Here is a 24,734-nt window from a genome sequence, read left to right as displayed (position 1 = left end):
GTTCGTCCATCAACCGCGTGCAGAGACTGGGGGAGGAATTCGTGTGCAGGCCAAATGTGGCAGTGCCGCATCGGGTGCAACCGGCGACGGTGGAACCGCATGGACATGCCGAACGCGGTGAATCCAGGGGAACCGCACGGTTGTTCGCCTCGGTGCTGGCCGTCCTGCTCGCAACAGGGTGGGCGGCCAACCATTTCGCCGGGTTGATCCCCGCGCTGAGCGATCACCAGCATCTCCATCGGACCACGCTCGACGCGATCTTCGGGATCTACGCGGTGGGACTGCTGCCCGGCCTGCTCATCGGCGGCCGGCTATCGGATGTGCTGGGACGCCAGTCGGTGGCATGGGCGGGGTCGATCACCACCCTGGCTGGCACGGTCGCGATGCTGCTGTCGCTGCATTCACCGGTCTTACTCGGGGGCCGCCTGGTGGTCGGGGCGGGAGTCGGGCTGGTGGTCAGCTCGTGCACCGCCTGGGCTTCGGACATGAAGGGGCCGGCCGGCGCCGCGATTGCCGGCGCCGTTCTGACGGCCGGTTTCGCGGTGGGCCCGTTCGCATCTGGCGTGCTGGCCTCGGTGGGGCAATCCGGGCTTTGGGAGTCGTTCGGCATCGCCGCCGCGCTGGTCGTGCTCGCCACGGTCGTCGCGGTGGTGTCGGCTCAGCGCGCGGACGTGGCCGCACCGCTATCCGTGTCCGGTCAGAAGCAGTCCACGTCGGCACGCCCCGACATCGCGCGGGCGTTGAGCTGGGCGCTACCCCTGTCGCCATGGGTGTACTCCTCGGCGACTCTTGCCTTCGTCACGGTCCCCACCCACGTGCACACCGGGCTCGCCGCCCCGCTGGCCGCAGGAACCGCAGCGCTGATTGCCAACGGCGTCAGCGGCACCACTCAATTGGTCGCCCGCGCGCGGCAGTGGGGTCCACAGGCCGGCACCGCCGGCACCGTGCTGGCCGCACTCGGCTACGCGGTGACCGCCGCGGCGCCGTCGACGATGCCGCTGGCCGTGGCGTTGTCGCTACTGGTGGTGCTGGGCTGCGCGTCTGGCCTGCTGCTGCGCGAGGGGCTGATCGACTTGGAAGCCGCCGCGCCACAACACTTGCGCGGTGCGCTCACCGGAACGTTCTACACGGTCAGCTACATCGGCTTCGGCCTGCCGATGCTGCTGAGCACCATCGGGTCCGCGAAGGCCGCAGCGACGATCCTCACGGTGATGGCGGTGCTGGCGTTGGCGACCGCCGCAGCCCGGGCGGTGCGGCTGCGCCGAAACAGCCATCGGCAGAGCGAGTTTCGTCCTGGGTGATCGCTACAGTGCCAGTGCCTGGCGCAGCACCGCGATCTTCTCCGCCTGTTCGCGCTTCGATATCGCCGCATCCTGGATCAGCATCGAGCCATGGAAAGTTCCTGGGAACAAATGTAATTCGACGCTCACACCGGCCGCCAGCATGGCCACCGCATAGGCGACGCCTTCGTCGCGAAGCGGGTCGAAGTGCATAACCGAGACGTACGCCGGCGGCAGACCGGCCAGATCGGTGGCACGAGCCGGCGCGGCATAGATCGGCACGTCGTCGGTTCCGGCGCGACCCGCGCCCAAATAGCAGTCCCAGCTGACGATCGCTCGGGGGCGGCTCCATAGCGGGGTATCGATGAAGTCGGTCATGCTCGACGTGGCGAGTCGGTCGTCGAGTTCGGGCACCGACAGGAACTGAAACACGATGTGCGGCCCGCCGCGGTCGCGAGCCAGCAGCGCCAGCGCCGCACAGAGTCCGCCTCCGGCGCTCGTCCCGTGAATGGCGATGCGTTGCGCGTCGATGCCCAATTCGTCCGCGTTCTCGGCCATCCAGATCAGTCCGGCGTACACGTCCTCCAGGCCGCCGGGGAACGGCGTTTCTGGTGCGAGCCGGTAGTCGACAGACACCACGACGACGCCGAGTTCGCGGGCAAGCAAGACGTTCGAGCCGTGTTCGGTGTCGAGGTCGCCTGCGACAAACCCGCCCCCATGCACGCTGTACACCGCGGCCGGGGCGCTGCGCCGATCCGGCAAATAGATGCGGATCCGAACCGCCGGATCGCCGTCGCGACCCGGGATTTCCCGCTCCTCGACCCGCAGTCCCGTGGCGTCCGGCACCGGAAGCGCTGCGATGAGGTCCGACATCGCCGCCCGAATGGCCAACGGGTCGTCACCGGGCAAGTCGGGCAGATATGGAAGCGCCGCAGCAATTTCGGGGTCGAACGCATAGGTGGTCATGGGCACTCCTGAATCGATCAGCCGCGATGTCGTTCGTTAGTTTGCTCCTGGCGATCGGCGTCTGGCTAGATCGATGCACGTTCGTGCGCGCGCTGTGTGTATCGGCGCGCCTCACCTCGGCGCCCGGATGGAATGAAGTCGAGAATCGATCGGTTCGTACATAGCGGTGAAGTTTCTGCTGATAACGCTGATCACGCATGTGCCGGACCCTATCTCAGGTGAGAAGAAGAGCCCGGCGGTTCGTTTGCACGATGTGCTCGATAAGGCGGTGCTGGCCGAGGAGCTGGGTTTCGACGGCTTTGCCGTCGGCGAACGCCACGAAGACCCGTTCATCTCCTCGTCGCCGCCGGTGGTGCTCAGTAACATCGCGGCGCGGACCTCCAAAATCGGCCTTTTCACCGGCGTTACGACGTTGAGCCTGCTCGACCCGGTCCGCGCGTTCGAGGACTACTCCACGCTCGACAACCTGTCCGGCGGGCGCCTTGAGCTGATCATCGGCAAGGGCAACGGGACGGCACAGGCCCAGTTGTTTCACGTGACGGCCGATGACCAGTGGGACCGCAACCGCGAAGGCTATGAGCTGTTACGTCTGCTGTGGGAGAGCGAGAACGTGACATGGTCGGGCAGATTTCGGCCGCCGCTCGTCAACGCCAAAGCACTTCCCCGGCCACTGCAGAACCGGATACGGATCTGGCACGGCAGCGCCACCAGTAAGGACTCCGTCGACCTTGCGGCTCGTCACGGTGATCCGATTTTCTCCGCCAATGTCGTCAACCCCGTCGAGCCCTACGCGGAACTGGTGCGCCATTACCGGCGGCGGTGGGAGTTCTACGGACGCCGCCCGGAGGATGCCCTGGTGGGCGCGGGAACCGCGGGGTTCTACGTCACCCGAACGTCGCAAGAAGCAGTCGCGGCCTACCGGCCGATGTTCGAGGCCCGACTGGCATCCGCGCGCCGCGTGGGAGTCCCGGTGGTGTTCGACTCGATCGAGGATTTCGTCGAACGAAGTTCCGCATTGGTGGGCAGCCCCCAGCAAGTGATCGACAAGGTCGGCAGATACCACGAGCAGCTCGGCCACGAAGTGATGCACCTGTCCGCCGATACCGACGGCGTGACACCAGCCCAACAGCGTCGTAGCCTCGAGCTGTTTGTGTCCGACGTCGCTCCGGTTCTCCGCGAGCGGATTCCCAGCCGGCCGCTGGCAGCCCAGACGGCTACCAATGTAGTTGTCGGATAACTACTTCCACGCGAAGACCGGTTGTTCCAGCCCGTCAACCCGGTCATCCCGGCCTTCCAGGCCCAGCCAGCGCAGCTGCAACAGCACAGCACCGGTAGGGGCGTGGATCAGGTCGTTGCCCAGTGGGATCTGCACGACCGGTCGCGGACTTTCGGGGATGGTGATGAACCGCGGTGAGTCGTCGCGTTGCAGTTGGTGCAGCCCCACGCGGTAGACCGCCACCACCTCGTCGGGCGCCGGATGAAGATCGAGCCGCCCACCGCCCCAAATCACCACCGGCGTGATGACATATCCGGAACGAGTCGGGTAGTCGTCGAGTAGTCCCAGCACGGTCGAGCCTGGTAGTTCGATCCCTACTTCCTCATGCAGCTCACGCAGCGCCGCGTCGACCACTGTCTCCCCCGGATCGAGGCGGCCACCGGGAAGCGCCCACTGCGCCGCGTGCGAGCTGAGGCGAGAAGTTCTGCGGCACAGCAGGAATGACGCACCACCGGACACGTCGACCATGCGGCCGTCCAGATCGGCGGACGGCATCGGGCGGCCGGCATTCCAGTCCTCCACGGAAACCGGGTCGACCCGGTCCTCGCCGACCTCCGAATCGACGAGCACCACGGCAACGGCGGCGCGCCGCTTGCTCGGGTCCGTCACGATGCGACGATCGTGGCCCGCGACGTTGCGGCGAACCTGTTCGCGCAGCGCCTCGTCATAAGGAATGGTCACGTCTGCAGCCTAAGCCGAGAGGTTTCTCACATCCGAAGGCCGGTACTGCACGGTATAGTCTGCTATATCCAGCGTTCGACGGTGCCCGTCGACCAATCACCACCTGATCCGCGAGGCAGCCTTGACCACGCAGCTCTCCACCGCCCGGGCGACCGCGACGGTGGTCGTGGTTTCCGCTGCGTCGTTTTTGGCCAGCCTGGACCTGTTCATCGTCAACATCGCCTTCCCCGAGATTCGTGGGGCTTTCGGTACATCCGATCTCGGTGCGATGTCCTGGATCCTGAACGCCTACACCCTCGTCTTCGCGGCGTTCCTGAATCCGGCCGGCCGCCTGGGAGACCGGTACGGCCATCGCCGAATCTTCCTGTGCGGGTTGGCCGTATTCACCCTCGGATCGGCCGCCTGCGGGCTGGCTGGATCCTTTGCCCTGTTGGTGACGTTCCGCGTGGTGCAAGCGTTTGGCGCCGCGATGCTGATGCCAAGTTCGCTTGCGCTGTTGATGGCCGCTGTGCCCGCGGCGCGGCGGGCTGTTGCGGTCAGCACGTGGTCGGCGGTGGCCGCCATGGCCGCAGCGCTGGGCCCGCCGATCGGGGGCCTGTTGGTCGAATTATCTTGGCGTTGGATCTTTTTCGTCAACCTACCGGTGGCGGTGCTGGCCCTGGTGGCCGGACTGCGAGTTCTCACAGAGACCGCTACGACCGGTGGCGGGATGCCTGACCTGTTCGGCGCGCTGAGCCTTGTGTTCAGTGTCGGGGCTTTGGTATGGGCCCTGATTGAGCTGCCCGTGCCCGGTTCTGACACCGGCAAGATCGTGATCGCGGTCGCCGGCGCCGGATGCGCGTTGGCACTGGCGATCTGGCGTTCGCTGCGTCATCCCTCCCCGGCATTGGATCTGGCTGCCGTACGCGTGGTCCCCATGTGGGCGAGTTGCCTGGCGCTGTTGCTGTTCGCCGCGGCGTTCGGTGCGATGCTGCTGGGCAGCGTCATGCTGTTCACCACGGTGTGGGGCAAGGCACCCGCCGCCGCCGGCTGGTGTTTGTCACCCGGCCCCGCGGTCGTGGTGGTCGTCTCGCTGACGTTCGCCGGCCGGCTGATCGGCAGGTTCGGGATCGGCGCGGTCGCCGCGGCAGGTGCCGCGCTGTACGCGGTCGGAATCGCCATCTGGCTTTGCCGGGTGGGTCCCGAGCCGCACTACCTCGCGGATTTCCTTCCGGGCCAACTGTTTACCGGGGCAGGTGTCGGCCTGACGATGCCCAGCCTTTCCGCCGTCAGCGGTCTGGCGCTGCCGTCACACCGATGGGGCGCCGGATCGGCACTGACGAATACCGCTCGGCAGTTGGGCACGGTGTTCGGCACCGCAATCCTGACGATGATCTACCAGCCGGGCATCGATCTGGCCGCGGTCCGGCGCGGCTGGGTGTTCATCGCGGCCGCCGCCGGCGCTTCGGCGTTGATCGCCGTCGCGCTGGCAGTCTGGTGGAAGACCGAAGGCAGCGGCTTGACTGCTGCCTTCGACGTCGGACACCATGACCGCGAGGCGCAGAAGGCGGGGAGTTGCAATGGCTGACATCACCATGTTGATCCTCGACGACCACGACTGGTTCCGTGAACAATTCGCCAAGCTGGACGAGCTGCAAGCCCAGACGCCGCCCAACCCCCGCGCGCTCGCGCGAGTCTGGCGTCCGCTGGCCGACAAGCTCGACGTGCATGCCTACATCGAAGAGAAGATCTTTTATCCGCAACTGCTCCAACGCGGGACCGACGACCCCGAAGGCGAGACGCTGGATGCCATCGGTGATCACAACGACATTCGCGGCGGCGTGCGCGACGCCAACGCAGCCTCGGTGGGCACCGAATCGTGGTGGGCTGCGGTGGGCCGCACCCGCGTCGCCAACGACGACCACATGGCCGAGGAGGAACGCGAAGGCCTGGCGGACTTTCGCCGCAACGCCCCGGTCGGACTGCGCGAAGCGCTTGGGCAGCAGTACAGCGAATTCATGGCCCGGCACCCCACCACCAAGGGAATCGAAATCGTCGACCGCGACCCCGAGGCGTATGTCGAGGACATCGAGAATGCCCGGCCGGCGAAGCCGCAAGACTTCTCGTTGCGCATCGGCAGCCTGAAAGGGCAATAGGCGCAGCCGTGCTCAGTTCTGCCGGCCCGCCAGCTCGGCGACGAATCGATCGACGAAGCGTGCCACCGGCCCTGCGCCAGCAGGGCGAATGACGAATTTCGTCAACCCCGCGTCCAGATAGCCGTCGAGTTGGCGATGCAGCTGATCCCAGTGCGCTGCGATCAGGTCGGCGGGATCGACGTCGGGACGACGCCGGCGGGCCGCCGCGGCCAACTCCGGCGACAATTCGCCGTCGGCGACACCCAATGAGATGCCGAAGTGATCAGGCTCAATCTTGCGGCCGGCCTGATCGGCGGCGCGCTCGATCGCTTCGCGCCCCGCCCGCGCTTCGGCGGGAGTCAGAAAGCTGCCCAACCAGCCGTCCGCCAGGGCGCCGATGCGCCGATATGCCGCCGGCGCCGAACCGCCTAGCCAAATATCCAGTGGTGGAACAGGTTTCGGCGTGATCGCTGCCCCGCTGACGGTGAAGTACTGGCCGTGATAGCTGGCCGGGTCGTCGGACAGCGCCCAGCGCAGCACCCGCAGCGACTCGTCGAACACCGCCGCGCGCTCTCCGTCCGGGACCGCGAACAGCTCACGCTCGGCCGCAATTGCCGAGCGTAAACCGAAGACCGGAAGGACCCGCCTGGGTGCGATCGCCGCCAACGACGCCAGCTGTTTAGCCACCAGTACCGGATGGCGTCCCGGCAGCACCGCGACCGAAGTGCCCACCTTCAACTGCGTGGTGCGGGCGAGCGCATAGGCCATCCCGACCATCGGATCCACCGTGGGTGCGTAGACAAGCTCGGAAAACCACAGCGAGTCGACGCCGGAACTCTCCAAATGATCGACAATGGCGGCGAGTTGATCCGGCGTGCTGTTCGCGCCAAGTCCGACCCCGAAGCGAATCTTCACCCGCGTCTCCCTTCGCGCTTACTATCCAGCAGCATGACCGACAGCGACGTTACGGCGATCACTCAATTGGTGAACCTCTACGGCCTGGCCGTCGATTCCCAGCGCTGGGAACTGTTCGACCGGATCTTCGCCGACGATGTGGATGCCGACTACGGTCCGGCATCGCGCTGGGGGGATCGTGAGCGGTTCAAGTCCGAGTTCGCCACGTTCCATGACCCTTTCGATTCCACCCAGCACACCATGTCCACCCATGTGGTCCAGGTCGATCAAGACCGCGCGCACAGCTTCTGCAACGGCGGGTGGCGGCTGGTGCGCAAGGCCGTCGACGGCAACTCCCTTTGGGAGGGCAGTGGCTGGTACGACGATGCGCTGGTACGCACTCCCGTCGGCTGGCGGATCACTCACCGGGTCTGCCGCATCACCTGGTGGACCGGAAACCCGTTCGTCAACGAAACGGTTCCCGGCGTGCGGTTCGACCTGGCCACCACGGTGTTGCGCCGAGAAGCCGACGCCGGGCGCGTCGGAATCCTCGGTGCGGTCCTGAAATAACGCCGCTGTCAGGCGGTGGCGAACTTCTCGGCCAGTTGGACAGCCTCCTGCTGGATCCGGCCGAACTGGGCGGCCATCGCCTCGGACAACGCCGTCGCGCCGGATAGCGGACGCACCATCACCATGAAGTCGTCGATCAGGCCGTCCGCGTCGAAATGCAGAAAGTCGCAGCCGGTGATCTTCAGGCCGGGCGCCCCGGCAAGGCCGGTCTCGAAGATCAGTGCATGGTCGCGGCCGTCGGCGCCCGCGATCTCGCGGACGTAGTGGAAGCCCTCGAAGATCCGCAGTACGCCGCTCAGAATCGCCGCGGTGATCGGCTTGCCGACGTAGGGCTTGAACGCCACCGGGCTGGTGAACACCACGTTGTCGGACAGCAATGCCTGGATGGCTGCCTCGTCGCGGTCCTCGACCGCCTTTCGGAAGGGATGCATCAGATCATGGTGCCGGATTCACCAGGTAGTGCACGAACACGGGTCGCAGCCATTCGATGAGCCTGGTGTCGTCCATGCCTGCCAGGGACGGGATGCACAGTATGTAGCGGGCCGTCGCGAGGCCGAGGAGTTGCGATCCCACCAGGGCGGCGCGCTCGTGGGCGCGATCGGGGACCACCGCCGATAACGCCGGGGCCACCTGATCGACGAACATCGCGAGCAGTGCGTCCGCGGCGGTGCGGTTGGTCGCCGCCGCGCGCAGCAGCGGCAGCAGCGGACCTTCCGGTCCCCACACGCCGATGAACAGCGGCAGCAGCAGATCGGCGATGCGCTCGGGGGCAATGCCAGTGAGGTCGGGAAACTTGACGTCAAATCGGGAGGCCGCGGCGAAAAGCTCTGCCTTGCTTCCGAAGTAATGCATGACGAGCGCCGGGTCGACGCCGGCCTCCGATGCCACCGATCGGATGGTGGTCCGTTCGAAGCCGTGGTTCCCGAATTGCGAACGGGCGGTCGTCAGGATCGTCGACCGGGTGGCCTCTGCATCGCGGATTCTGGGCGCCATGGCGAAAGTGTATTCAACAACTGTTGACATAGCACGCCCACCGGCCTACCGTTTGATTTCAACAACTGTTGAACGGGGGTGCGGCCATGGCCGTCACAGCAATCCAGATCGGACTCGATCCCGACGTCATCGACTACTCGTCACCCGACTTCGCGCAATTCCCGGGCCTGTCGCGGGAGAAGCTGCGCACCGCAAACAACGACAACGTGGCCGCGCTGCGCGACGCGGGCTACCAGGTCGACAACTGCCTCATCGACTTCGGCGATGCGGGTGCCGACAAAGCCCGCACCTGGCTGGACGCCAAGCGATACGACGCGGTGCTCATCGGTGCCGGCGTGCGGCTGATCCCCAACAACACGCTGCTGTTCGAGTCGATCGTCAACGCCGCACACATCACGCAGCCCGGCTGCCGCTTCGTCTTCAATCGTGCGGCCGTGGCTACGCCCGACGACATCCGCCGCTGGTACCCGCACCCGGACGCGGTGGCGCGATGACCGGCCACCACGTCGATGTGCTCGTCGTCGGCGCCGGACCGACTGGACTGACCGCCGCCGGTGATCTCGCTCGCTCAGGCCGTTCGGTCACCGTGCTGGAGCGGTGGCCCACGATCAACCCGTCCAGCCGGGCCTTCGCCACCATGGCCCGCACGCTAGAGGTCCTCGACGCACGGGGGCTCGCCGCGGACCTGTTAGCGCGTTCGCATCAGGCACCGGGCGTCACGATGTTCGGCGGTGCCCGCATCGACCTCACCCACCTCGACTCGCCGTATCAATTCGCGATGATCACGCCACAGACCAATATCGATCGGGCCCTGGCCGACTACGCCGCCGCGCAGGGCGCAGGCGTCCAACGTGGTGTCGAAGTCGTCGGCCTCGACCAGGACGATGACGGCGTGACGGTGACCGCCCGACCGCACGGCGACGAAGCGGGGCCACACACCCGTTGGCGGGCAAAGTATGTGATCGGTGCCGACGGTGCGCACAGCACGGTGCGCGCATTGGTCGGTGCGGACTTCCCGGGTCGCACGATCCTGTCGTCGATCGTCCTGGCCGATGTGTTGCTCGCGCACGGGCCAGCCGGGCGCGGCCTGACGCTGGGCAGTACTCGCAACGAGTTCGCGTTTCTGGCTCCCTATGACGATCGCGATGCCAGCGGTGCGTGGTATCGCGCGATGGTCTGGGATCGCAAGAATCAGCAACCCGACAACGTGCCCGTCGACTCCGACGAGATCGCCAGCATCCTGGCCCGGGCGATAAATCCCGATCCCGGCTTGCTCGACGTGGGCTGGAAGTCCCGATTCCATTGCGACGAACGCCAAGTCGCGCAGTATCGGCACGGGCGAGTCTTCCTGGCCGGCGACGCCGCACACGTCCACTCCCCGATGGGCGGTCAGGGCATGAACACCGGCATCCAGGACGCGGCCAACCTCGCGTGGAAGATCGACGCGGTGCTTGCCGGCGCGGATGACGCCGTGCTGGACACCTACCACGACGAGCGTCATCCGATCGGCAAACGAGTCCTGCTGCAGTCCGGCTTGATGGCCCGCGGGATCAAGCTGCACCAGCCGGTCGCACGCGCCATTCGAAATCTATTGGCGCCCAGGATTCTTCGCATTCCTCGCGTGCGTGACGCGATCGCCGGGAGCTTCGCCGGAACAACGTTGCGGTATCGACACCACAAGGGCGAAAGTTCATTGGTAGGCACCCGTGCCACGCAGATTCCGCTACGGCACGGCAGGCTCACCGAGTTGCAGCGCCTGCCCGGGTTCGTCTTCATCCGCGAGCGGGGCGCGGACCCGATCGACGCGGCGGGACTCGCGCAGGTCGAGCGGGCCGACGAGGGACCGGCGGTATTGGTGCGTCCCGACGGCTACATCGCCTGGGCGGGTGCCTCGGCCGACCGGACCGCGGGCACCGAAGCGCTGGCGCGTTGGACGGGCCGTGAACTCGACTGTCTGACAAAGTAATCGGCTGTCAGCCGATTCTGTCGACCCCCACCAGTTGTGCCAGCTGCTCGGCCGAATAACGTCCGGGACCCTGGCCACTGAGGACCGTTGCCCGGGCAGCGCGGGACAAGGCGGTGTTCAACGGCGCTTCGATCCCGTGTTGATGAGCGAGACGGACGATCTCACCGTTGAGGAAGTCGGTCTCCACGTTGCCGGTCTGGCGGCTCAGCGACTGCCAGGTGGAATTGCTGGGTCCGGTGTTCGATCCGGGCACCGGCCGTATCGCCGGCCCGTCGGCGCGGGCGGCCGTCGAGACCTCGAACGAGATGAATTCGATTCCCGCGTGCCGCAATACGTTTTCCCCTTCGCGGCGCAGCGCGGCCACCACCTCGCCGACCGCGTCGCCGGTGAGGGCGCCCACGGCGTTGCCGAGGTTGCTCAGCAGCTTGTTGTACTTCCACGGGGCGACATCGTCTGGCGTACGGACCCGGACTCCGGCCGCTGTCCATGATTCCGCGAGGGCGGCCAGCAGGTCGGCGTCCTCCTGCGTGCGCAGCGCCGCGGGCCACCGCGAAATGTGGAACTGCCCGACCACCGGCCACGCTCGCACGATGACCTCACCCGGTTCCAGGTGCACGGCGGGCAACCACACGCAGATCCCGAATATCCGGCGAAAGTAGCGCAGCGCTTTCTCTTCTGCGACAACGCCGTTGAGTGCGGTCATCGCCGGCAGCCGCTCACCCGCGGTTCCGATCACACCGCCCGGTCCATGGACGGGTTGGTCGACCCATTCCTGTAGTGCCGCATCGAGTTGCTGAGTCTTGGTGGCGAACACCAGGACGTCACGGTCGGTCAACCTCATGTCGTCGGGTCCTCGCGCCGTGCTGACCGCGGTACGGAAAGCACCGTCGGGCGTTTTGAGTGTGATGCCTTGGGCGGCTAAGACCTCGGCATGCCGGCCGCGCGCGACCAATAACGTGGGGATACCGGCGCGGGCCAGCACCCCACCGACGGTGCCGCCGATCGCGCCGGCGCCGACGATTACGTATCGGTGGTCAACTTCCGCTGACAATTGGCCCACCTTCCGTCGGCTCCCATGTTTTCGTGCGTGAGGTTACGTCGACTTGCTGAGAGCCCGGTGAGCATACGAGAGCGGGCCTCCGCCGGAGGTTGCTGGCACCCCGCGACCAACAACCTCTGCAGAAGGCCCGCTCTCTCTTTCCCTCAGTGGTCGGCAGCATCCTTCGATCGGCGCCGGCCGAGGATGGCCTCGGTCCAGGCGCGGTTCTCGCAGTAGATCGATGCGTCGGCCTGCCGGCGTTTGCCTTTGCCGGCCTGTTGTCCGTGACCGCCATGCGCACCCATCGGCGGCACGCCCATGCCGCCTGCGCCCATCGCGCCTCCACCACCCGGCATCCCCAGTGCCGTGGGCGTGAGTGCTGCCGGCGCCGGCCGGAGGCCCCCTCCTCCTTCGGCCGGCGCCTGCAGTGGCATTGAGGGGACCGATTGCAGCGGCGGTATGCCGGCGCCACCGGACGACGCCGGTTTCATGCCGGCCGGTTTCGACGGGTCCGGCACCGCGGCCACAGCACCGCCCGGGGTCGCGCCGGTCGGCGTCGCGGCCGTGTCGGCAGACGGCATGGCACCCAACTCCGGACGGTTCTCTCCCGTCGGGAGCTGCCCGTTGGCGGATTCGGGATAGGGCGTTTCGGTGCCGGGACCGACGTCGTAGGCACCGGGGTCAATCGGCGGCACAACGGCACAGGCGGCGGGAGCCCTCGGCGGACTGATCGGCGGCAGTGGCAAAGCGGCCCGCTGCTCGTATTCGGCCAGCACCTGTTCGGACTTCTCCTGCAGCGCCGCGTACTCCTCTTCCAACACGGGCTTGAGGTCGGACCACTGCATCTTCCAGGGATAGCTGGTCTGCCACTGGTACCAGAGGTAATCGAGGTCTTCGACCTGTTGCACCGTGGGATGCTCCGGGAGCGCCCAACTTTGCGTCGATACGACGCCGCGGGCCTGGGTGGCCATCAGGCCGCACAGATCCGCCATTTGGTACAGCCAGGCCCGTTGCTGGTCGAAGTTCGCCTCTACCGCGTAGCGCGCGTCGCCCTCCCAGGACTCGAAGGGCCGGAACCGATACGCGGCCTCCAACAACGTCCGTTGACACGCGGTCCACGCCTCGGCGAAGCTGGTGAACGCCACGCCCTGATCGGGTTCGCTGATCTCCTGCGCCGCCTCTTTGACGTCGCGGTACGGTGCCGGTTCGTCTGCTGCCGCGATTTGCGTGTCGGTGAGTGGTGGCGGGGCGATGCTTTTCATCTGGGTGCTGGTCGTCGCCGCCGACACTGACGCATCGCCGTTGTCGACGGCTGCCGCGGCGCCGGTGTCGACCTCTTCATAGGCCTTGGCGGCATTGCGCAGGGACTCGGCCAGCGCGTCCCACTCTCGTTCGCCGGTTTCCAGGTAGATCCGCATGTTGTCGGCGGACAGCGCGAGTTGAGCCGCCGCTGTGATCACCATCGGTAAGACGCACGGGGCCTGGGGGTTTTCGGTGGGCAAGCCCGGGATCGGGACCTCCAGCTCGTCGGCCCGGGCCATCAGCTCCTCGTATTCCACGCTCAGCGTCTGCGGCTGTGTCATGGCAGATCGTCCCCTCGGAGTTTCGGGTGGGTGTAGTCAACTGACTACGATGATAGTGTAGACATATGACTACACGCGGCGCAAGCCCCGATGCAGCTCCCGTTCCAACCGGCCGTGCAGAGGTGACAGCCGCGATCCTGGACAGCGCGGCGGAGTTGTTCGCCGAGCGCGGGCCCGGTGCTGCGTCGATTCGCGACATCGCGGCCAGGGCCCATGTCAACCACGGCTTGGTGTTTCGCCATTTCGGGACGAAAGAGAAGCTTGTCGCTGCCGTGCTTGATCACCTGGCCGCGAAGCTGGCCACCTTGACCGACGGCGATGCGTCCCCGGAGGAGAGGGAGGCGGCCGCCTCCATCCACCTCCGGGTCATCGCGCGTGCCCTGCTCGACGGGTTTCCGGCGGGCAAACTGCAGTCCAGCTTTCCCGCCGCCGCCCGGCTGCTGGAAGGCATTCGGCCCGAGCACGAGAGCGAAGAGAGCGCCCGGCTCGGCGCCTCGCATGCGATCGCCTTGCTGCTGGGTTGGCAGTTGTTCGAGCCGTTCGTGCGCGCGGCAACGGGACTTCAGGATCTGTCTCGCGAGGAGTTGCGCGAATCGATGTTCGCCGAGATGGCCAGACTGGCTGAACCGCACTGAGGCCCGCGGCACCGTCGTCTCGAGATTCGGCACCGGCGGATGCTCGGTAGGCTGAGTGCGCGTCGAAAGCCCCGAGGAGGCGCCGATGTTCCGCACCGTTTGGGCGAGCTGACATGAGCCAGACGACGCCGGCCACGACCGATCGACTCGCGCAGCTGCCGCTACCACCCGGCCCGCGGGTGCCCGGCGTGGTGCAGACCGCGCTGTTCTCCCATCGGGATCGCATCACGCCGTGGCTGCGCAAGCATTACGGCGACGTCATCGCCGTTTCCGTCCTGGGCCGGCCGTCCGTCCTGGTATGCAGTCCTGAGCTCAATCGGTCCGTGCTGAGCGGCGAGCCGACGACCTTCCACGCGGGCGAAGGACGAATTCAGGGGATTCGGAACGTGATGGGTGAGGGCTCGGTGGTCACTACCGACGAAGCTGCTCACCAACGGCTACGCAAACTGCTGGTGCCACCCTTCAACGGCGCCGCGCTGCGCGGCTACCGGGACATGATGAACGAGCTGGCTGCCAGGGAGATGGGCCGCTGGCCGGTCGGCACCGCGTTCGCCGCGCAACCGCGGATGAACGCCGTAACCCTGGAGATGATGCTGCGCGTGGTCCTGGGTCTGCGGGAGGGACCCCAGCTCGACGCGCTTCGTGTCCCGTTCTCGCGACTCGTCTCCGCATCCATGGCGGTGTACGCCGGCGAGGTGGTCCCGCAGTTGCAGCGGTTCGGGCCCTGGAAACGATTCCGTCAACTGCGGGAGCGGATCGACGACGCGCTCTACACGGAGATCCGTGAGCGCCGCAACACGGGCACCACCGCCGACCGCGGCGACGTGCTGTCCCAATTGATCGCCACGCAAGTAGATGGAGACCGGCTCTCCGATGCCGAGCTGCGCGACCAGATGGTGACCCTGCTGCTGGCGGGCCACGAAACCACCGCCATCACGCTGTCGTGGACCCTGCACGACCTCGCGCATGATCAAGCGCTGCAGGACAAGGCCATTGCGGCCGTCGACAACGGCGACGACAAATACTTCGAGGCGGTGATCAAAGAGTCGATGCGACTACATCCGGTGTTCTACGCCGTCGCACGACGACTGACCCACGATATCGAACTGGGCGGCTACCGCGTCCCCGCCGGCTACACCGTGTTCGCGGGCATCGGCCCCGTCCAGTCGGATCCCGGGCAGCACACCGATCCGCACGCGTTCCGACCCGAACGGTTCTTCGACGGCTCTGCCACCGCCTGGAACTGGTTGCCGTTCGGCGCCGGAGTACGCCGTTGTCTCGGTGGCGGATTCGCGATGATGGAATCCACCGCGATCCTTCGTGAGGTCCTGCTCAACTACCGTCTCTCGCCCGGCCGCAGCCGACCCGAAACAGCCCGCGCGCGTCACGTCGTCTACATCCCTTCCCACGGCGCCCGTATCATCGCTCACCGGCGCGCGAAATAGGCTGTCCAAGTAGTGAATTGATCATCAATTCGCCGTCGTTGTCGACCTGCGTCGTGGCATTGTCGTTCTGCCGGAAGTTGACAAAAGCCGACTGGTGAGTCGAGGTGTTCAGCAACTCGTTGAACGTGCCGATCACAGGAATCGGCCCCTGCGGACCTGACACGTCCGCGGTGTAGTTGACGAATGCCTCCTGCTGAAAGTTGGTGTCTTGCAGCGTTCTCGTGATGGGTGCGCTGAGGTTCTTGACGTTGATCAAGCCGGCCGCCGGCGTCCCGGACAACTGGTTGATGTCGGCCTGCAGCACGCCGACGAGATCGGTTCCGCCGGCGGGTTTGACCGCCACCTGCAACTGCGCGCTGGAGTCACTGTTGGACAGCGCCACCCAGTTGGGGCCGCGGTCCGCGATCGTCCAACCCGGAGCCGGCGTGATCGAGACACCATTCACGATGGCGATCGAGCCGACCGAAGCCAGGCGCACCGATTGCCTGTTGCCGGTTGCAATCATGACGACCGCCGCGGCCACGACACCGGCGATAGCGAGCATCCACAACCGCCGCGCGAATCCACGGGCCTGGTAGTGCACTCTGGGCGACGACGTGGTCATGCTCTTGCTCCTGACGCTCGATGGGCGATTGCTTAACTCGCCCTTTGACTTCAGCGTCGTCTGACAGTGTGGAGCTTGTCCAAGATCGGGTTGCTATGGCTCGATACAAGCCGATTATGAAGCCGTTACGCGGCAGTGGCGGGAGCGGCCGATACGCCGGTTACCTCAGCGTGCACATGGCCGCAGCTACCGCAGTGCACCTCATACTTGAGTTTGTTGTCGCCGAGTTCGAGGAACCGGTACTCAGCGAACGCCGCGCATCGCGGACACCGCGTGCGACCGTGCTCAACCATCGTCATCTCGGCCCCCTTCTCCTGTATCGCTCCGTGAAAATACCCGCTCGATGCCTGGTCAAACCATCAATATTTCGGCGCTCGCCCGGTCTGCCGCCCTATTGACCTCATTGAACACATATCGTTAATGTGTTCAAGTGCCCGTCGATGCCGCGCGAGACACCAGGCCGGTGCCGAACGCGTTGTTGACCGCCGCCTCCGACACGCTGCGCCAGCTAGGGCCCAGGCGCTTCAGCCTGACGGCGGTGGCCGAAGCCGCCGGCGTATCGCGTGGCACTGTCCACAATCTGTTGGGCAACCGTGACAACGCGATTGCCACCGCGCTGAATCAGTTGGCTGCCGGGTTCATCGACACCATGGCCGTCGAGATCGCCGGGGAAGCCACCCTGGCCGAGCAGGCGGCCGCGGTCGCGGTGTTGATTTGCGCGCATCGTCAACGCTCGCAATCGATACCGCGTGGCCTGGATCGAGGCCTCCTGGTTCTGCTGTTGGATCACGGCGGCGACGAGTTGATGCGCCGCGCGATCGAATTGTGGAAGCCCTTGGTCCAGGCCGCTCAGCGCAACGGAGAAGTCGGTCCGACGGTCGACGCGGCGCGCGCTAGCGAATGGATCGTGCGAATGCTGTTCAGTTTCGAGCTGATCCCCCCGATCGCGGTCAACCTCGACAATCCCCGTGCCGTGCGCCGGTACGTCTGTGATCACATCGTCGCCGGCCTGACCGGGGCCGACCGTGGCTGAACCTGACTACGAAGTGGCGATCATCGGTGCCGGACCGGGCGGGATCGCGGCAGCGAAGTTGTTGCGCGACAAGGGCATCAACAACTTCGTCATCTTGGAGCGCGGGCCCGACTTCGGCGGCACCTGGCGGGACAACCACTACCCCGGTCTGGCCGTCGACATCCCGGTGCTCTGGTATCAGTTGTCCTTCGCGCCCAACCCCCACTGGACGCGATTCTTCGCGCCGGGACCGGAGATCTACCAGTATCTGCGCGACACCGCGGCGCGCTTCAAGCTCTACAAGCACCTGCAAGCCAATGCCGAAGTTGTCCAACAACAATGGGACGCCGCAGGCAGCCGGTGGCATCTTTCGATCAAGGATCAGCCGCCGGTGTCGGCGCGCTTCGTGATCAACTCGGTGGGCGGCTATGTCAACGCCAAGAACGTCACGGGCATCGACGGCGTCGACGACTTCACCGGAACGATACTGCGGCCCAATGCCTGGGACGACGACTACGACACCGCGGGGAAACGCATCGCCATCATCGGTACCGGTTCCAGCGGAGTCCAGATTGCCGGGGCTTTGTCGGACCGGGCCGCCAGTCTCGTTGTCTATCAGCGCACTCCAGCGTGGGTGCTGCCCAAGGTCGACTTCGACATCGCGCCATGGATGCGCCGGCTGTTGCGGCTGCCCGGAGCGGTCGGTTCCGTTAATGCCCTGGGGCGGGCAGGCATGGACGCGTTCATGCTCGCGCCGCTGATGCATCTGTTGCCGCGGCTGCCCGGCCGGGTACTCACGCGCCTCATGCCGGTCTACGACGCCTGGTGCCGACTGTTATACCGGTTGCTGCTGCGCGCAGTGGTCGAGGATCCGCAGACGCGCCGCGCGCTGGTGCCCCGCTACGGCCTGCTCGCCAAGCGTCCGGTCATCTCCAGCAGCTTCCTGCCCGTGTTCAACCAGGTGGGCACGCAGCTGGTCACCACCCCGATCGAGCGCATCACCCGTACCGGGATCCGGACCACCGACGGCACCGATCGCCCCGCCGATCTGATCGTGTTGGCCACCGGCTACGAGCTGTGGACCGATCCTGAGACCTACCGTCCCGGAACGATTCTGGGCGACAACGGCTTCGACCTTGCGCAGTATTACCGCGCCGAGGGTTTGCGCAGCTATTCCGGGACGGCGCACCCGCGGCTGCCCAACCGGTGGGAGATCGTCGGACCGCTGGGCTTCGTCGGATTCGCCTGGCCCGACTTCGTCGAGACGATGGCGGCCCACGCCGTGCGCATCATCGACGAGGCACGACAGCGCGGCGCGACTTCGGTCGCGGTCAGCCAATCCGCGTTCGACCGCTGGAACGATCGGATGCAGCGGCAAGGCAAGGCCGTGCACCTCTACCTGACGGCCTGCAACCCCGGCTTGTCCACCTATTTTGTGAACTCTCAGCGCGACACCGTCTACCACCGTCCGCAGACCATCATCGCGTCGCGGCGGTTCAGCCGGCGATCGCCGTTGACGGACTACGAGTTTCGCACCCAACCCGCCATCCAGCCACAGTCGGCGCCGCCAGCAGAGGAGCTATCGGCATGAGCGAAACCGCCACACCGCTGGTCGGGAAGGTCGCCTTCGTGACCGGAGCAGCCCGCGGACAGGGCCGCTCACACTGCGTCCGGTTGGCCCGCGCCGGAGCCGACATCGTCGCGATCGACGCGTGCGCACCGGTCGCCCAGCACAACGGCTATCCTCCGGCGACACCCGAAGACCTCGCCGAGACGGTCAATCTGGTCGAGAGTGAGGGCCGCAAGATCCTTGCCGAGGAGGTCGACGTCCGCGACCTGGCTGGCCAGCAGCGCGTCGTGTCGAATGCGATCGAGCAATTCGGACGGCTCGACATCGTCGTGGCCAATGCCGGGGTGCTGAATTGGGGCCGGGTGTGGGAGATTTCGGCCCAACAGTGGCAGGAGACGCTCGACACCAATCTCACCGGGCTGTGGAACACCATGAAGTCCGTGGTGCCGGCCATGATCGACGCCGGTAATGGCGGATCGATCATCAACATCAGCTCCGCTGCGGGAATCAAGGCCGTGCCGGGCTGCGGGCATTACTGCGCAACCAAATTCGGTGTTGTCGGCCTCACCAACTCGCTGGCAATCGAACTCGGCGAGTTCGGCATCCGCGCCAACTCGGTGCATCCTTATGGCACCGACACCCCGATGGGCAACGATCTGTCGATGTACCAGGTCTTTCAAGACCACCCGCACTACATCCACAGCTTCTCGCCGGGCGCACTGCCTACCGAGTCGCTGGCTGCTCCCGACCTGATCTCCGACATCGTCGTCTGGCTTGCCAGCGACGCGTCCGCGTTGGTCACCGCCGCCCAGATCCCCGCCGACAAAGGCTATCTCAAGATCTGAGTCGCCGGGCAGCTAGTGTGGTCAACATGCTCCCGAAGCTGGCAATGCTGTTGGCCTGCCTGGTGCTGGTTGCCGGCTGCTCAAGCCCGGACGCGGCGGCGCATGATTCCGACAACGGCGGACATGTCACGATTCGCAAGGGCGATATCTTCGACATCGTCTTGACCGACGACTACCCGACGTCACACTGCCAATGGCACGAAGAAGGCTCGCCCGATACCGCGATCCTCAAATATCTCGGGTCCCGGTATCAATGGGACAACAAAGCACCCGCCGCCCCCGGCATCCATACCAGCAGATATCAGGCCACGGGCGCGGGCACCGTGCATGTCACACTCGTGCAGGAAGACAATGCGAGCAATGTCGCAAGGCGCTATGGGCTGGATGTGACTGTGCAGAAAAGGATCATCGATTTAGCAGCGGCCTGAGGTCGTCGAGACGGTCGAACAGGTGCCAGATGTATTTCGACGATCCGTCCTCGCGATGCGGATGCAGATCGGCGAGTTCGGGGTCGCTGCAGTAGTTGTCGAAGGCTTCCCGCGATTCCCACTCCACCAGGATCAGCACCTGACGCGGTTCGATGTCGCCGAGAACCGCCTCCTGAAATTTTCCGAGCGCAACGACGCGACCGCCGTGCTTGGCCACCTCGGCAGGTGACCGTCGTGAGTAGGCGCGGTACTCGTCGGCGTCGGCGATGTCGAAGAGGTTCAAGGCATAGACGCTCATGTCAAAGACGTTACGTGCGCCAGCGATTCGCCGCTATGAGGGCCGGCCGAGCAGATGCGGGTCAACCCCACCAGAAAGCTGCGGCGATGATCCCGTAGAGGACGACCAGGGTGGCGCCTTCGAGCCACGTCGATTCGCCGTCGAACGAGATGAACGCGGTGAGGATGACCGCGAGCAGCAACGCCACCACCAACATCGGGCTGAAGACCAAGGTCAGCCCGGCCATGCCGGTGGCCTGCGAGATGAGCACCAACGCCGGCCCCAGCACCAGCGAAATCTGCAGTGGCGAATTGAGAACGACCGAGAACGCGTACGCGGATTGCCCCTTGGCGGCAAGCTGGATGCCGACGAAATTCTCCACCGCGTTGCCGGCGATCGCGACCACGACCAGGCCTGCGAACACCTCGGAGATGTTGAGTGCGTGCATAGCCGGTTGCAGCGCGTCGACGAACCACTCCGACACGAAAGCCGCCAGAACCCCGGCGCCGGCAAGCATGCCGATCGCGAGCCAGACCGGCCAGCGCGGGTGCTCGTGGATTCCGGCGGGCGGGGCCTCGTCGTCGTGCCGGCGTAGCGAGGCCGGCAGCGATAGGACGAACAGCCCCAGCAACAGCACCGAGACGACGATCGACAGGGCGTCTTCGTGGTGGGAGGCCGGGGTGTGGATCCAGTAAGCCACCGACGGGATCGACAACGCCGTCACCGACAGCAACATCAGCACCGTCACGGTGCGTGCGCGGTGGGACCCGAGTTGCTGAGTACCGTGACGTAGCCCGCCGGCCACGAACGCGAGACCCAACACGAGCAGCAGGTTGGCCAAGATGGATCCGACCAAAGCCGCGCGGACCACGTCGACCAGGCCGTGCCGCAGGCTGAACAGGCAGATGAACAGCTCCGGAAGATTGCCGAGCGCCGATTGGAGCACCCCGGTGGCGCCGGCTCCAAAGCGGTCGCCGAGCTGATCCACACTGTGGCCGACGAGTGCTGCGAGCACACCGACCGCCGCGGCGGCGACCACGAAGGTCAGCACCGAGTTCCAGCCGCCGAAGTGGGCGAACCCGGCGCACAGCACCAACACCGCCGACAGGATCAACAGGATTCGATCGGATCGGACCAGGACGGGCGTGGCGGCATCCGGCATGGATCAACCCTAATGTCAGTCGACGCGGTGCCGCGACGCGGCGATGACCGCCCTGGCCAGAGCGCGAGTAGGGCGGTTCCTACCCCAGGCTGACGAGTTGCTCGACGGAGTCCTTGGGGAGCTCACCGTCGACGACGGCGGTGACGGTCATGTTTTGCAGGTTGATGGCACCGCCATGGTTGTCCAGGAACGCGGTGTCGGCGGCATCACGGCCCGTGGCAATACGGACCATGGACTGGCGCGGTGCCAGGCAGGTGGCGTCAACGACCTGCCAGACCCCGTCGATCAACGCCTCGGCCACGGCGTGAAAATCCATCGGCTGGCAGCCCGGCGCGTACACCGCGACCAGTCGGGCCGGGACATGGACCGCGCGCAGCAGCGCGATCACCAGATGAGCATAGTCGCGGCACACGCCGGCACCCGCGAGCAAGGTGTCGGCGGCCCCGTCGATCGGATCACTAGACCCGGGAACATAATTCAGCCGGGTGCCAACCCACGACGAGACCTTCTCGAGCAGGGTCACCGAGGTGCCGTACTGCTCGAATTCGGTTGCGGCGAAACCGAAGAACTTGTCGGCTTCGGCGTACCTACTCGGGCGCAGATAGGTGATGGCGTCTATGTCGGTGACGGGTTCGGGGTCCGCGTGGCCGTCGACCGTCGCCTCGTACGACGCGGTGACTGTTCCCTTGTCGGCGGGCAGGACATGGATTCGGGTCTGATGCGCGCCGATGATCTCGCGCGGCTCAACGGTCTTGCCGTTGTGCTTGATGGTCAGCGATTCGGTCACCTCGAGGCCTGGTCGACGACTCACCGCGATCTGGAAATCCAGTACCGTGGGCTCGGTCACCTCGACTTCCATTTCCGCGCCAACGCTGCGGCGAACGTCGGTCGTGCTGCTGTTGTCTGTCACTCCGCGGCGTCTCCATGCAGGCATACGATCAAGCCTCTCCTCAAAGCGAGCCGAATCCCGCACGCTGCTTGGCAGGGCTTTCGTTTACGCACTTTCTACCGCACAATGCCTCGGACCGCTCGTCGGCAGCCAGCCCGGTTCGACTCAAGGCGCTAATCCCGGTTGGTCTCCACGACGGGCAGGTCCAGACGCGAGGACGCGTGCGCGACGGTGTGGCGTGACGGCTTCATCGCGACGGCGGTCAATGGCGGTTCGCCCGTGCCGAGGTTGCGGGCGTAGTGCGGGTGCGAGCCGCCGGCAATCATCAGCCTGATCCTTGTCCCGGCTCGGAAGCGGTGGGCGATGGCATCCAATGTAATTCGCACAATCGGGTCTTGGTCGACGCGGCGGACAAAGCCCTCGGAAACATTGCGCGAGCGACCGCGCGAATCGACCTCGCTGAGCCGAACGAAGACATCGGCATGAGGATTGTCGGTGCAATGTCGCAGTTGCACCGATGGCGTTCCGATGACCTCCCAGTCGTGTGTCAGCGGCGCTGTCGTGAAGGTGATCACGTCGTCTCGCAGGCTCAATTCGGTGTCGTCCCGATACCCGACGTTGGAAGCGGACAGCAACGGCCCGCCGATCGTCGGAGTGGGATCGGCCGGGTCGTAGGTGAATCGTGACGCCGACTCGTCGGTGGCCGCGGCATCCGACAGTGCGGCACCCGAATTGAGATAGAGCGTGCGGGTTCGGCAGGCCGGCGGCCAGTCGGGTAGGTCGCGCCAGCCCGGGCCGCCCGTGACGAAGATGCGCACCGGACTCCGAGCAACCGAACTCGTGCCCGCGAGATGCCTTGCCAGCCAAGGCAATGTCTCGCGTGTGATCAGTCCGGCCGACCTACCCAACATCTCGAGGTGTGTCCACGCGCCGATGTGCAGCGCGGGATTTGATCCGTTGGCCTTCAGTCGCCGGTACTGTTCGAGCGTCTGGCCGAGGAAGAGGTCCTGCCACCCGCCGATCAGCAGCACCGGGATTCTCGTGCGATCCGGGGCCGCCTCGACGTCAGCGCGCCGCCAATACTCGTCGCTGACGCCGCTATGTTCCAGCGCGTCTTCGTACCACGATGCCCCCTCCCCCAGCAGGTCGCGGCCGCTGCGGCCTAACGGCAACCGGTTTGCCGCCGCCCGCACGCCACGCTCGGAAGTGAACTGCCGCAGCGTTCTTCGACCGGGGCCGCCGATCTCCTGATTCGCGACCTGAGCACACCACCACAACACGTTGTTCAAGGCGAGCCCACCGTTGCGCGCGATGAGCGACTTGGACTCGTGGGGTCCGACGATGATGACCGCGGTGACGAGTTCGGGGGGTGGGTCGACGAGCAGCGCCCACTGGGTGAAGCCGAGATACGACTGGCCGAGCGTGGCGAAGGTGCCGGTGAACCAGGGCTGGTCCCGCAGCCAGGCCACGGTGTCGGCCCCGTCTTCGACTTCGTGTGTGGCCGGCGCGAATTCGCCACCGGAACCGAATGTGCCGCGCACACTTTGCAATACGACGTGATAGCCGCGTTGGGCATATAGCTGGGCGTATATCCACGACACCGGCGCGCCGCGGCCGTAGGGGCAGCGCAGCAGTAGCGTGCCGGCCGGTGTCGCGGTGCGCGGCAGGTAGTGGTCGGCGCGAAGGACGACGCCGTCGCGCATCGGCACGGGGACATTTTTGCGCACCGAGTAGTCGATCGTCGCCGGGGGCAAGCCGAGCATGCGGGTCATCGCCCGATCGACGAGTCGCATCCGCGCCGAGCGTCCGACCGCCGGCACCTCGCGGATCGGCTTGTCGGTCATCGTGTTTCCCGGTGTGTCCAGAATTGCCAGGGATGGTCGTCGGCGAAGGTCCTCCAGCCGTCGGTCGACGCGCCGGCGAGAAACAGCGCAATCGCATCGCCGATAAGGGCCTGGCTCTGCGATTGCGTGATCCGGTCCGAGGTGACCAGGCCGCCGATGCCCTGCACACTCGCCGACAGCACCAATGTCAGGCGTTCCACGTCGCTGGGTGCATACGCACCGGCGTCGACACCGCGGGAAATGATGCGCAGCAGTGCCGCCATGTGATTCGCGACCGCGTTGCGGACAGCATCAGAAGGGTTGTTCACCTTGGCCGCGAACATCAGGTCCAATAGCGCGGGCTCGGCCACCGCGAATTCGAGGTATGCCGACGCCACGGCGTGCAGGGCGCGTCGGAAGTCGTCGGGTTCTTTCGCGGCCGCCTCGCCGATTCGCTCGGCCAGCTGATCGAAGCCACGCTCGGCGAGTGCGTCGAGCAGCGCCTCACGATCGGCGAAGTGCTTGCGCGGGGCGCCGTGGCTGACGCCGGCCTCGCGCGCCAACTCCCGCAGGGACAGCGCGTCCAGGCCACCATCGCGCAGCACCGCCTGCGCTTGATCGAGCAGGACGGCACGCAAGTTGCCGTGGTGGAACGGTTTCTGCTCGGCCACATCGCTAAAGT

At 66.0% G+C, this 24,734-nt stretch carries 26 protein-coding genes; 13 read left to right on the top strand and 13 right to left on the bottom strand.

Annotated elements, in window-relative coordinates; all coding sequences use genetic code 11:
* Positions 1 to 41 precede the first annotated feature (41 nt).
* A complete protein-coding gene (locus AAHS21_RS27810) occupies positions 42 to 1,301 on the top strand; it encodes an MFS transporter (RefSeq protein WP_342930737.1) in 1,260 nt (419 codons plus the stop codon).
* Positions 1,302 to 1,304: 3 nt separating this feature from the next.
* Here the strand turns inward: AAHS21_RS27810 and AAHS21_RS27805 are convergent, their stop codons facing one another.
* On the bottom strand, positions 1,305 to 2,246 hold the full coding sequence (locus tag AAHS21_RS27805) for an alpha/beta hydrolase (RefSeq protein WP_342930736.1): 942 nt from the start codon (positions 2,244 to 2,246) through the stop codon (positions 1,305 to 1,307).
* A 166-nt stretch (positions 2,247 to 2,412) separates the two neighbouring features.
* On the opposite strand from AAHS21_RS27805, the gene AAHS21_RS27800 reads away from it, so the two are divergent.
* Positions 2,413 to 3,483 (top strand): LLM class flavin-dependent oxidoreductase, encoded by a 1,071-nt coding sequence (locus AAHS21_RS27800; protein ID WP_342930735.1) that lies wholly within the window; start codon positions 2,413 to 2,415, stop codon positions 3,481 to 3,483.
* Here the strand turns inward: AAHS21_RS27800 and AAHS21_RS27795 are convergent, their stop codons facing one another.
* Entirely contained in the window at positions 3,484 to 4,203 is a 720-nt protein-coding gene (locus tag AAHS21_RS27795) for a CoA pyrophosphatase (RefSeq protein WP_342930734.1), read from the bottom strand.
* Positions 4,204 to 4,324: 121 nt separating this feature from the next.
* Here AAHS21_RS27795 and AAHS21_RS27790 point away from each other — a divergent pair, with 121 nt between their 5' ends.
* Positions 4,325 to 5,770 carry an MFS transporter gene (locus AAHS21_RS27790; RefSeq protein WP_342930733.1) on the top strand — a complete coding sequence of 482 codons (1,446 nt, stop codon included), beginning with the start codon at positions 4,325 to 4,327 and terminating at the stop codon, positions 5,768 to 5,770.
* A complete protein-coding gene (locus tag AAHS21_RS27785) occupies positions 5,763 to 6,338 on the top strand; it encodes a hemerythrin domain-containing protein (protein WP_342930732.1) in 576 nt (191 codons plus the stop codon). The genes AAHS21_RS27790 and AAHS21_RS27785 overlap by 8 nt, the downstream gene beginning before the upstream one ends.
* Before the next feature lie 12 nt (positions 6,339 to 6,350).
* On the opposite strand, the gene AAHS21_RS27780 is transcribed toward AAHS21_RS27785, so the two are convergent.
* The gene (locus AAHS21_RS27780; protein ID WP_342930731.1) at positions 6,351 to 7,232 is read right to left on the bottom strand and encodes a TIGR03854 family LLM class F420-dependent oxidoreductase; all 882 of its coding nucleotides are present in this window, start codon (positions 7,230 to 7,232) and stop codon (positions 6,351 to 6,353) included.
* A 33-nt stretch (positions 7,233 to 7,265) separates the two neighbouring features.
* On the opposite strand from AAHS21_RS27780, the gene AAHS21_RS27775 reads away from it, so the two are divergent.
* Positions 7,266 to 7,781 carry a nuclear transport factor 2 family protein gene (locus tag AAHS21_RS27775; protein ID WP_342930730.1) on the top strand — a complete coding sequence of 172 codons (516 nt, stop codon included), beginning with the start codon at positions 7,266 to 7,268 and terminating at the stop codon, positions 7,779 to 7,781.
* An 8-nt stretch (positions 7,782 to 7,789) separates the two neighbouring features.
* Here the strand turns inward: AAHS21_RS27775 and AAHS21_RS27770 are convergent, their stop codons facing one another.
* Together AAHS21_RS27770 and AAHS21_RS27765 are read right to left on the bottom strand one after the other, a co-directional pair.
* Positions 7,790 to 8,212 (bottom strand): nuclear transport factor 2 family protein, encoded by a 423-nt coding sequence (locus tag AAHS21_RS27770; RefSeq protein ID WP_342930729.1) that lies wholly within the window; start codon positions 8,210 to 8,212, stop codon positions 7,790 to 7,792.
* A 4-nt stretch (positions 8,213 to 8,216) separates the two neighbouring features.
* Positions 8,217 to 8,774 carry a TetR family transcriptional regulator gene (locus tag AAHS21_RS27765; protein WP_342930728.1) on the bottom strand — a complete coding sequence of 186 codons (558 nt, stop codon included), beginning with the start codon at positions 8,772 to 8,774 and terminating at the stop codon, positions 8,217 to 8,219.
* Between the two features lie 86 nt (positions 8,775 to 8,860).
* Here AAHS21_RS27765 and AAHS21_RS27760 point away from each other — a divergent pair, with 86 nt between their 5' ends.
* Together AAHS21_RS27760 and AAHS21_RS27755 are read left to right on the top strand one after the other, a co-directional pair.
* Positions 8,861 to 9,268, top strand: a complete 408-nt coding sequence (locus AAHS21_RS27760; RefSeq protein ID WP_342930727.1) for a hypothetical protein — start codon at positions 8,861 to 8,863, stop codon at positions 9,266 to 9,268.
* Positions 9,265 to 10,740, top strand: a complete 1,476-nt coding sequence (locus tag AAHS21_RS27755) for an FAD-dependent oxidoreductase (RefSeq protein WP_342930726.1) — start codon at positions 9,265 to 9,267, stop codon at positions 10,738 to 10,740. Before AAHS21_RS27760 ends, AAHS21_RS27755 begins: the two co-directional genes overlap by 4 nt.
* Before the next feature lie 7 nt (positions 10,741 to 10,747).
* On the opposite strand, the gene AAHS21_RS27750 is transcribed toward AAHS21_RS27755, so the two are convergent.
* Both AAHS21_RS27750 and AAHS21_RS27745 read right to left on the bottom strand, forming a co-directional pair.
* A complete protein-coding gene (locus tag AAHS21_RS27750; protein ID WP_342930725.1) occupies positions 10,748 to 11,791 on the bottom strand; it encodes a 2-dehydropantoate 2-reductase N-terminal domain-containing protein in 1,044 nt (347 codons plus the stop codon).
* Positions 11,792 to 11,943: 152 nt separating this feature from the next.
* Positions 11,944 to 13,362, bottom strand: a complete 1,419-nt coding sequence (locus AAHS21_RS27745) for a secretion protein EspB (RefSeq protein WP_342930724.1) — start codon at positions 13,360 to 13,362, stop codon at positions 11,944 to 11,946.
* 65 nt (positions 13,363 to 13,427) lie between these two features.
* Here AAHS21_RS27745 and AAHS21_RS27740 point away from each other — a divergent pair, with 65 nt between their 5' ends.
* Both AAHS21_RS27740 and AAHS21_RS27735 read left to right on the top strand, forming a co-directional pair.
* The gene (locus AAHS21_RS27740) at positions 13,428 to 13,997 is read left to right on the top strand and encodes a helix-turn-helix domain-containing protein (protein ID WP_342930723.1); all 570 of its coding nucleotides are present in this window, start codon (positions 13,428 to 13,430) and stop codon (positions 13,995 to 13,997) included.
* A 113-nt stretch (positions 13,998 to 14,110) separates the two neighbouring features.
* Positions 14,111 to 15,442 (top strand): cytochrome P450, encoded by a 1,332-nt coding sequence (locus AAHS21_RS27735; protein WP_342930722.1) that lies wholly within the window; start codon positions 14,111 to 14,113, stop codon positions 15,440 to 15,442.
* Here the strand turns inward: AAHS21_RS27735 and AAHS21_RS27730 are convergent.
* Positions 15,417 to 15,947, bottom strand: a complete 531-nt coding sequence (locus tag AAHS21_RS27730; RefSeq protein ID WP_342930773.1) for a hypothetical protein — start codon at positions 15,945 to 15,947, stop codon at positions 15,417 to 15,419. The two genes, AAHS21_RS27735 and AAHS21_RS27730, sit on opposite strands and share 26 nt — an antisense overlap.
* A 529-nt stretch (positions 15,948 to 16,476) precedes the next feature.
* Between AAHS21_RS27730 and AAHS21_RS27725 the strand changes: the two genes are divergently transcribed.
* The 4 genes from AAHS21_RS27725 to AAHS21_RS27710 are packed head-to-tail and all read left to right on the top strand — an operon-like array spanning position 16,477 to position 19,901.
* The gene (locus AAHS21_RS27725; RefSeq protein ID WP_342930721.1) at positions 16,477 to 17,079 is read left to right on the top strand and encodes a TetR/AcrR family transcriptional regulator; all 603 of its coding nucleotides are present in this window, start codon (positions 16,477 to 16,479) and stop codon (positions 17,077 to 17,079) included.
* Positions 17,072 to 18,649, top strand: coding sequence for an NAD(P)/FAD-dependent oxidoreductase (locus AAHS21_RS27720; RefSeq protein WP_342930720.1), 1,578 nt, complete (start codon positions 17,072 to 17,074; stop codon positions 18,647 to 18,649). Before AAHS21_RS27725 ends, AAHS21_RS27720 begins: the two co-directional genes overlap by 8 nt.
* Positions 18,646 to 19,473, top strand: a complete 828-nt coding sequence (locus AAHS21_RS27715) for a mycofactocin-coupled SDR family oxidoreductase (RefSeq protein WP_342930719.1) — start codon at positions 18,646 to 18,648, stop codon at positions 19,471 to 19,473. The genes AAHS21_RS27720 and AAHS21_RS27715 overlap by 4 nt, the downstream gene beginning before the upstream one ends.
* Positions 19,474 to 19,499: 26 nt before the next feature.
* Positions 19,500 to 19,901 (top strand): protease inhibitor I42 family protein, encoded by a 402-nt coding sequence (locus AAHS21_RS27710; RefSeq protein WP_342930718.1) that lies wholly within the window; start codon positions 19,500 to 19,502, stop codon positions 19,899 to 19,901.
* On the opposite strand, the gene AAHS21_RS27705 is transcribed toward AAHS21_RS27710, so the two are convergent.
* The 5 genes from AAHS21_RS27705 to AAHS21_RS27685 all read right to left on the bottom strand — a co-directional run bounded on the left by AAHS21_RS27705 (position 19,879) and on the right by AAHS21_RS27685 (position 24,723).
* The gene (locus AAHS21_RS27705) at positions 19,879 to 20,199 is read right to left on the bottom strand and encodes a DUF1330 domain-containing protein (protein WP_342930717.1); all 321 of its coding nucleotides are present in this window, start codon (positions 20,197 to 20,199) and stop codon (positions 19,879 to 19,881) included. The two genes, AAHS21_RS27710 and AAHS21_RS27705, sit on opposite strands and share 23 nt — an antisense overlap.
* 61 nt (positions 20,200 to 20,260) lie before the next feature.
* The gene (cax, locus tag AAHS21_RS27700) at positions 20,261 to 21,340 is read right to left on the bottom strand and encodes a calcium/proton exchanger (RefSeq protein ID WP_342930716.1); all 1,080 of its coding nucleotides are present in this window, start codon (positions 21,338 to 21,340) and stop codon (positions 20,261 to 20,263) included.
* Positions 21,341 to 21,419: 79 nt separating this feature from the next.
* On the bottom strand, positions 21,420 to 22,274 hold the full coding sequence (locus tag AAHS21_RS27695) for a transglutaminase-like domain-containing protein (protein WP_342930715.1): 855 nt from the start codon (positions 22,272 to 22,274) through the stop codon (positions 21,420 to 21,422).
* 128 nt (positions 22,275 to 22,402) lie between these two features.
* Positions 22,403 to 24,073, bottom strand: a complete 1,671-nt coding sequence (locus tag AAHS21_RS27690) for a CocE/NonD family hydrolase (RefSeq protein ID WP_342930714.1) — start codon at positions 24,071 to 24,073, stop codon at positions 22,403 to 22,405.
* Positions 24,070 to 24,723, bottom strand: a complete 654-nt coding sequence (locus AAHS21_RS27685) for a TetR/AcrR family transcriptional regulator (protein WP_342930713.1) — start codon at positions 24,721 to 24,723, stop codon at positions 24,070 to 24,072. The genes AAHS21_RS27690 and AAHS21_RS27685 overlap by 4 nt, the downstream gene beginning before the upstream one ends.
* Positions 24,724 to 24,734 lie beyond the last annotated feature (11 nt).

The organism is Mycobacterium sp. 050272 (assembly GCF_039023525.1).
Classification (GTDB): Bacteria; Actinomycetota; Actinomycetes; order Mycobacteriales; family Mycobacteriaceae; genus Mycobacterium.
The sequence above is the reverse complement of the archived record's forward strand: the minus strand, read 5'-3'. Positions and strand labels throughout refer to the sequence as shown.

What these genes read in the sequence shown, in the direction of transcription:
- AAHS21_RS27735 (WP_342930722.1), top strand. Translation starts at nt 14,111, where the DNA reads ATGAGCCAGACGACGCCGGCCACGACCGATCGACTCGCGCAGCTGCCG.
- cax (WP_342930716.1), bottom strand. Translation starts at nt 21,340, where the DNA reads ATGCCGGATGCCGCCACGCCCGTCCTGGTCCGATCCGATCGAATCCTG.
- AAHS21_RS27740 (WP_342930723.1), top strand. Translation starts at nt 13,428, where the DNA reads ATGACTACACGCGGCGCAAGCCCCGATGCAGCTCCCGTTCCAACCGGC.
- AAHS21_RS27775 (WP_342930730.1), top strand. Translation starts at nt 7,266, where the DNA reads ATGACCGACAGCGACGTTACGGCGATCACTCAATTGGTGAACCTCTAC.
- AAHS21_RS27805 (WP_342930736.1), bottom strand. Translation starts at nt 2,246, where the DNA reads ATGACCACCTATGCGTTCGACCCCGAAATTGCTGCGGCGCTTCCATAT.
- AAHS21_RS27730 (WP_342930773.1), bottom strand. Translation starts at nt 15,947, where the DNA reads ATGATTGCAACCGGCAACAGGCAATCGGTGCGCCTGGCTTCGGTCGGC.
- AAHS21_RS27755 (WP_342930726.1), top strand. Translation starts at nt 9,265, where the DNA reads ATGACCGGCCACCACGTCGATGTGCTCGTCGTCGGCGCCGGACCGACT.
- AAHS21_RS27695 (WP_342930715.1), bottom strand. Translation starts at nt 22,274, where the DNA reads ATGCCTGCATGGAGACGCCGCGGAGTGACAGACAACAGCAGCACGACC.
- AAHS21_RS27770 (WP_342930729.1), bottom strand. Translation starts at nt 8,212, where the DNA reads ATGCATCCCTTCCGAAAGGCGGTCGAGGACCGCGACGAGGCAGCCATC.
- AAHS21_RS27765 (WP_342930728.1), bottom strand. Translation starts at nt 8,774, where the DNA reads ATGGCGCCCAGAATCCGCGATGCAGAGGCCACCCGGTCGACGATCCTG.
- AAHS21_RS27690 (WP_342930714.1), bottom strand. Translation starts at nt 24,073, where the DNA reads ATGACCGACAAGCCGATCCGCGAGGTGCCGGCGGTCGGACGCTCGGCG.
- AAHS21_RS27760 (WP_342930727.1), top strand. Translation starts at nt 8,861, where the DNA reads ATGGCCGTCACAGCAATCCAGATCGGACTCGATCCCGACGTCATCGAC.
- AAHS21_RS27705 (WP_342930717.1), bottom strand. Translation starts at nt 20,199, where the DNA reads ATGAGCGTCTATGCCTTGAACCTCTTCGACATCGCCGACGCCGACGAG.
- AAHS21_RS27710 (WP_342930718.1), top strand. Translation starts at nt 19,500, where the DNA reads ATGCTCCCGAAGCTGGCAATGCTGTTGGCCTGCCTGGTGCTGGTTGCC.
- AAHS21_RS27785 (WP_342930732.1), top strand. Translation starts at nt 5,763, where the DNA reads ATGGCTGACATCACCATGTTGATCCTCGACGACCACGACTGGTTCCGT.
- AAHS21_RS27745 (WP_342930724.1), bottom strand. Translation starts at nt 13,362, where the DNA reads ATGACACAGCCGCAGACGCTGAGCGTGGAATACGAGGAGCTGATGGCC.
- AAHS21_RS27715 (WP_342930719.1), top strand. Translation starts at nt 18,646, where the DNA reads ATGAGCGAAACCGCCACACCGCTGGTCGGGAAGGTCGCCTTCGTGACC.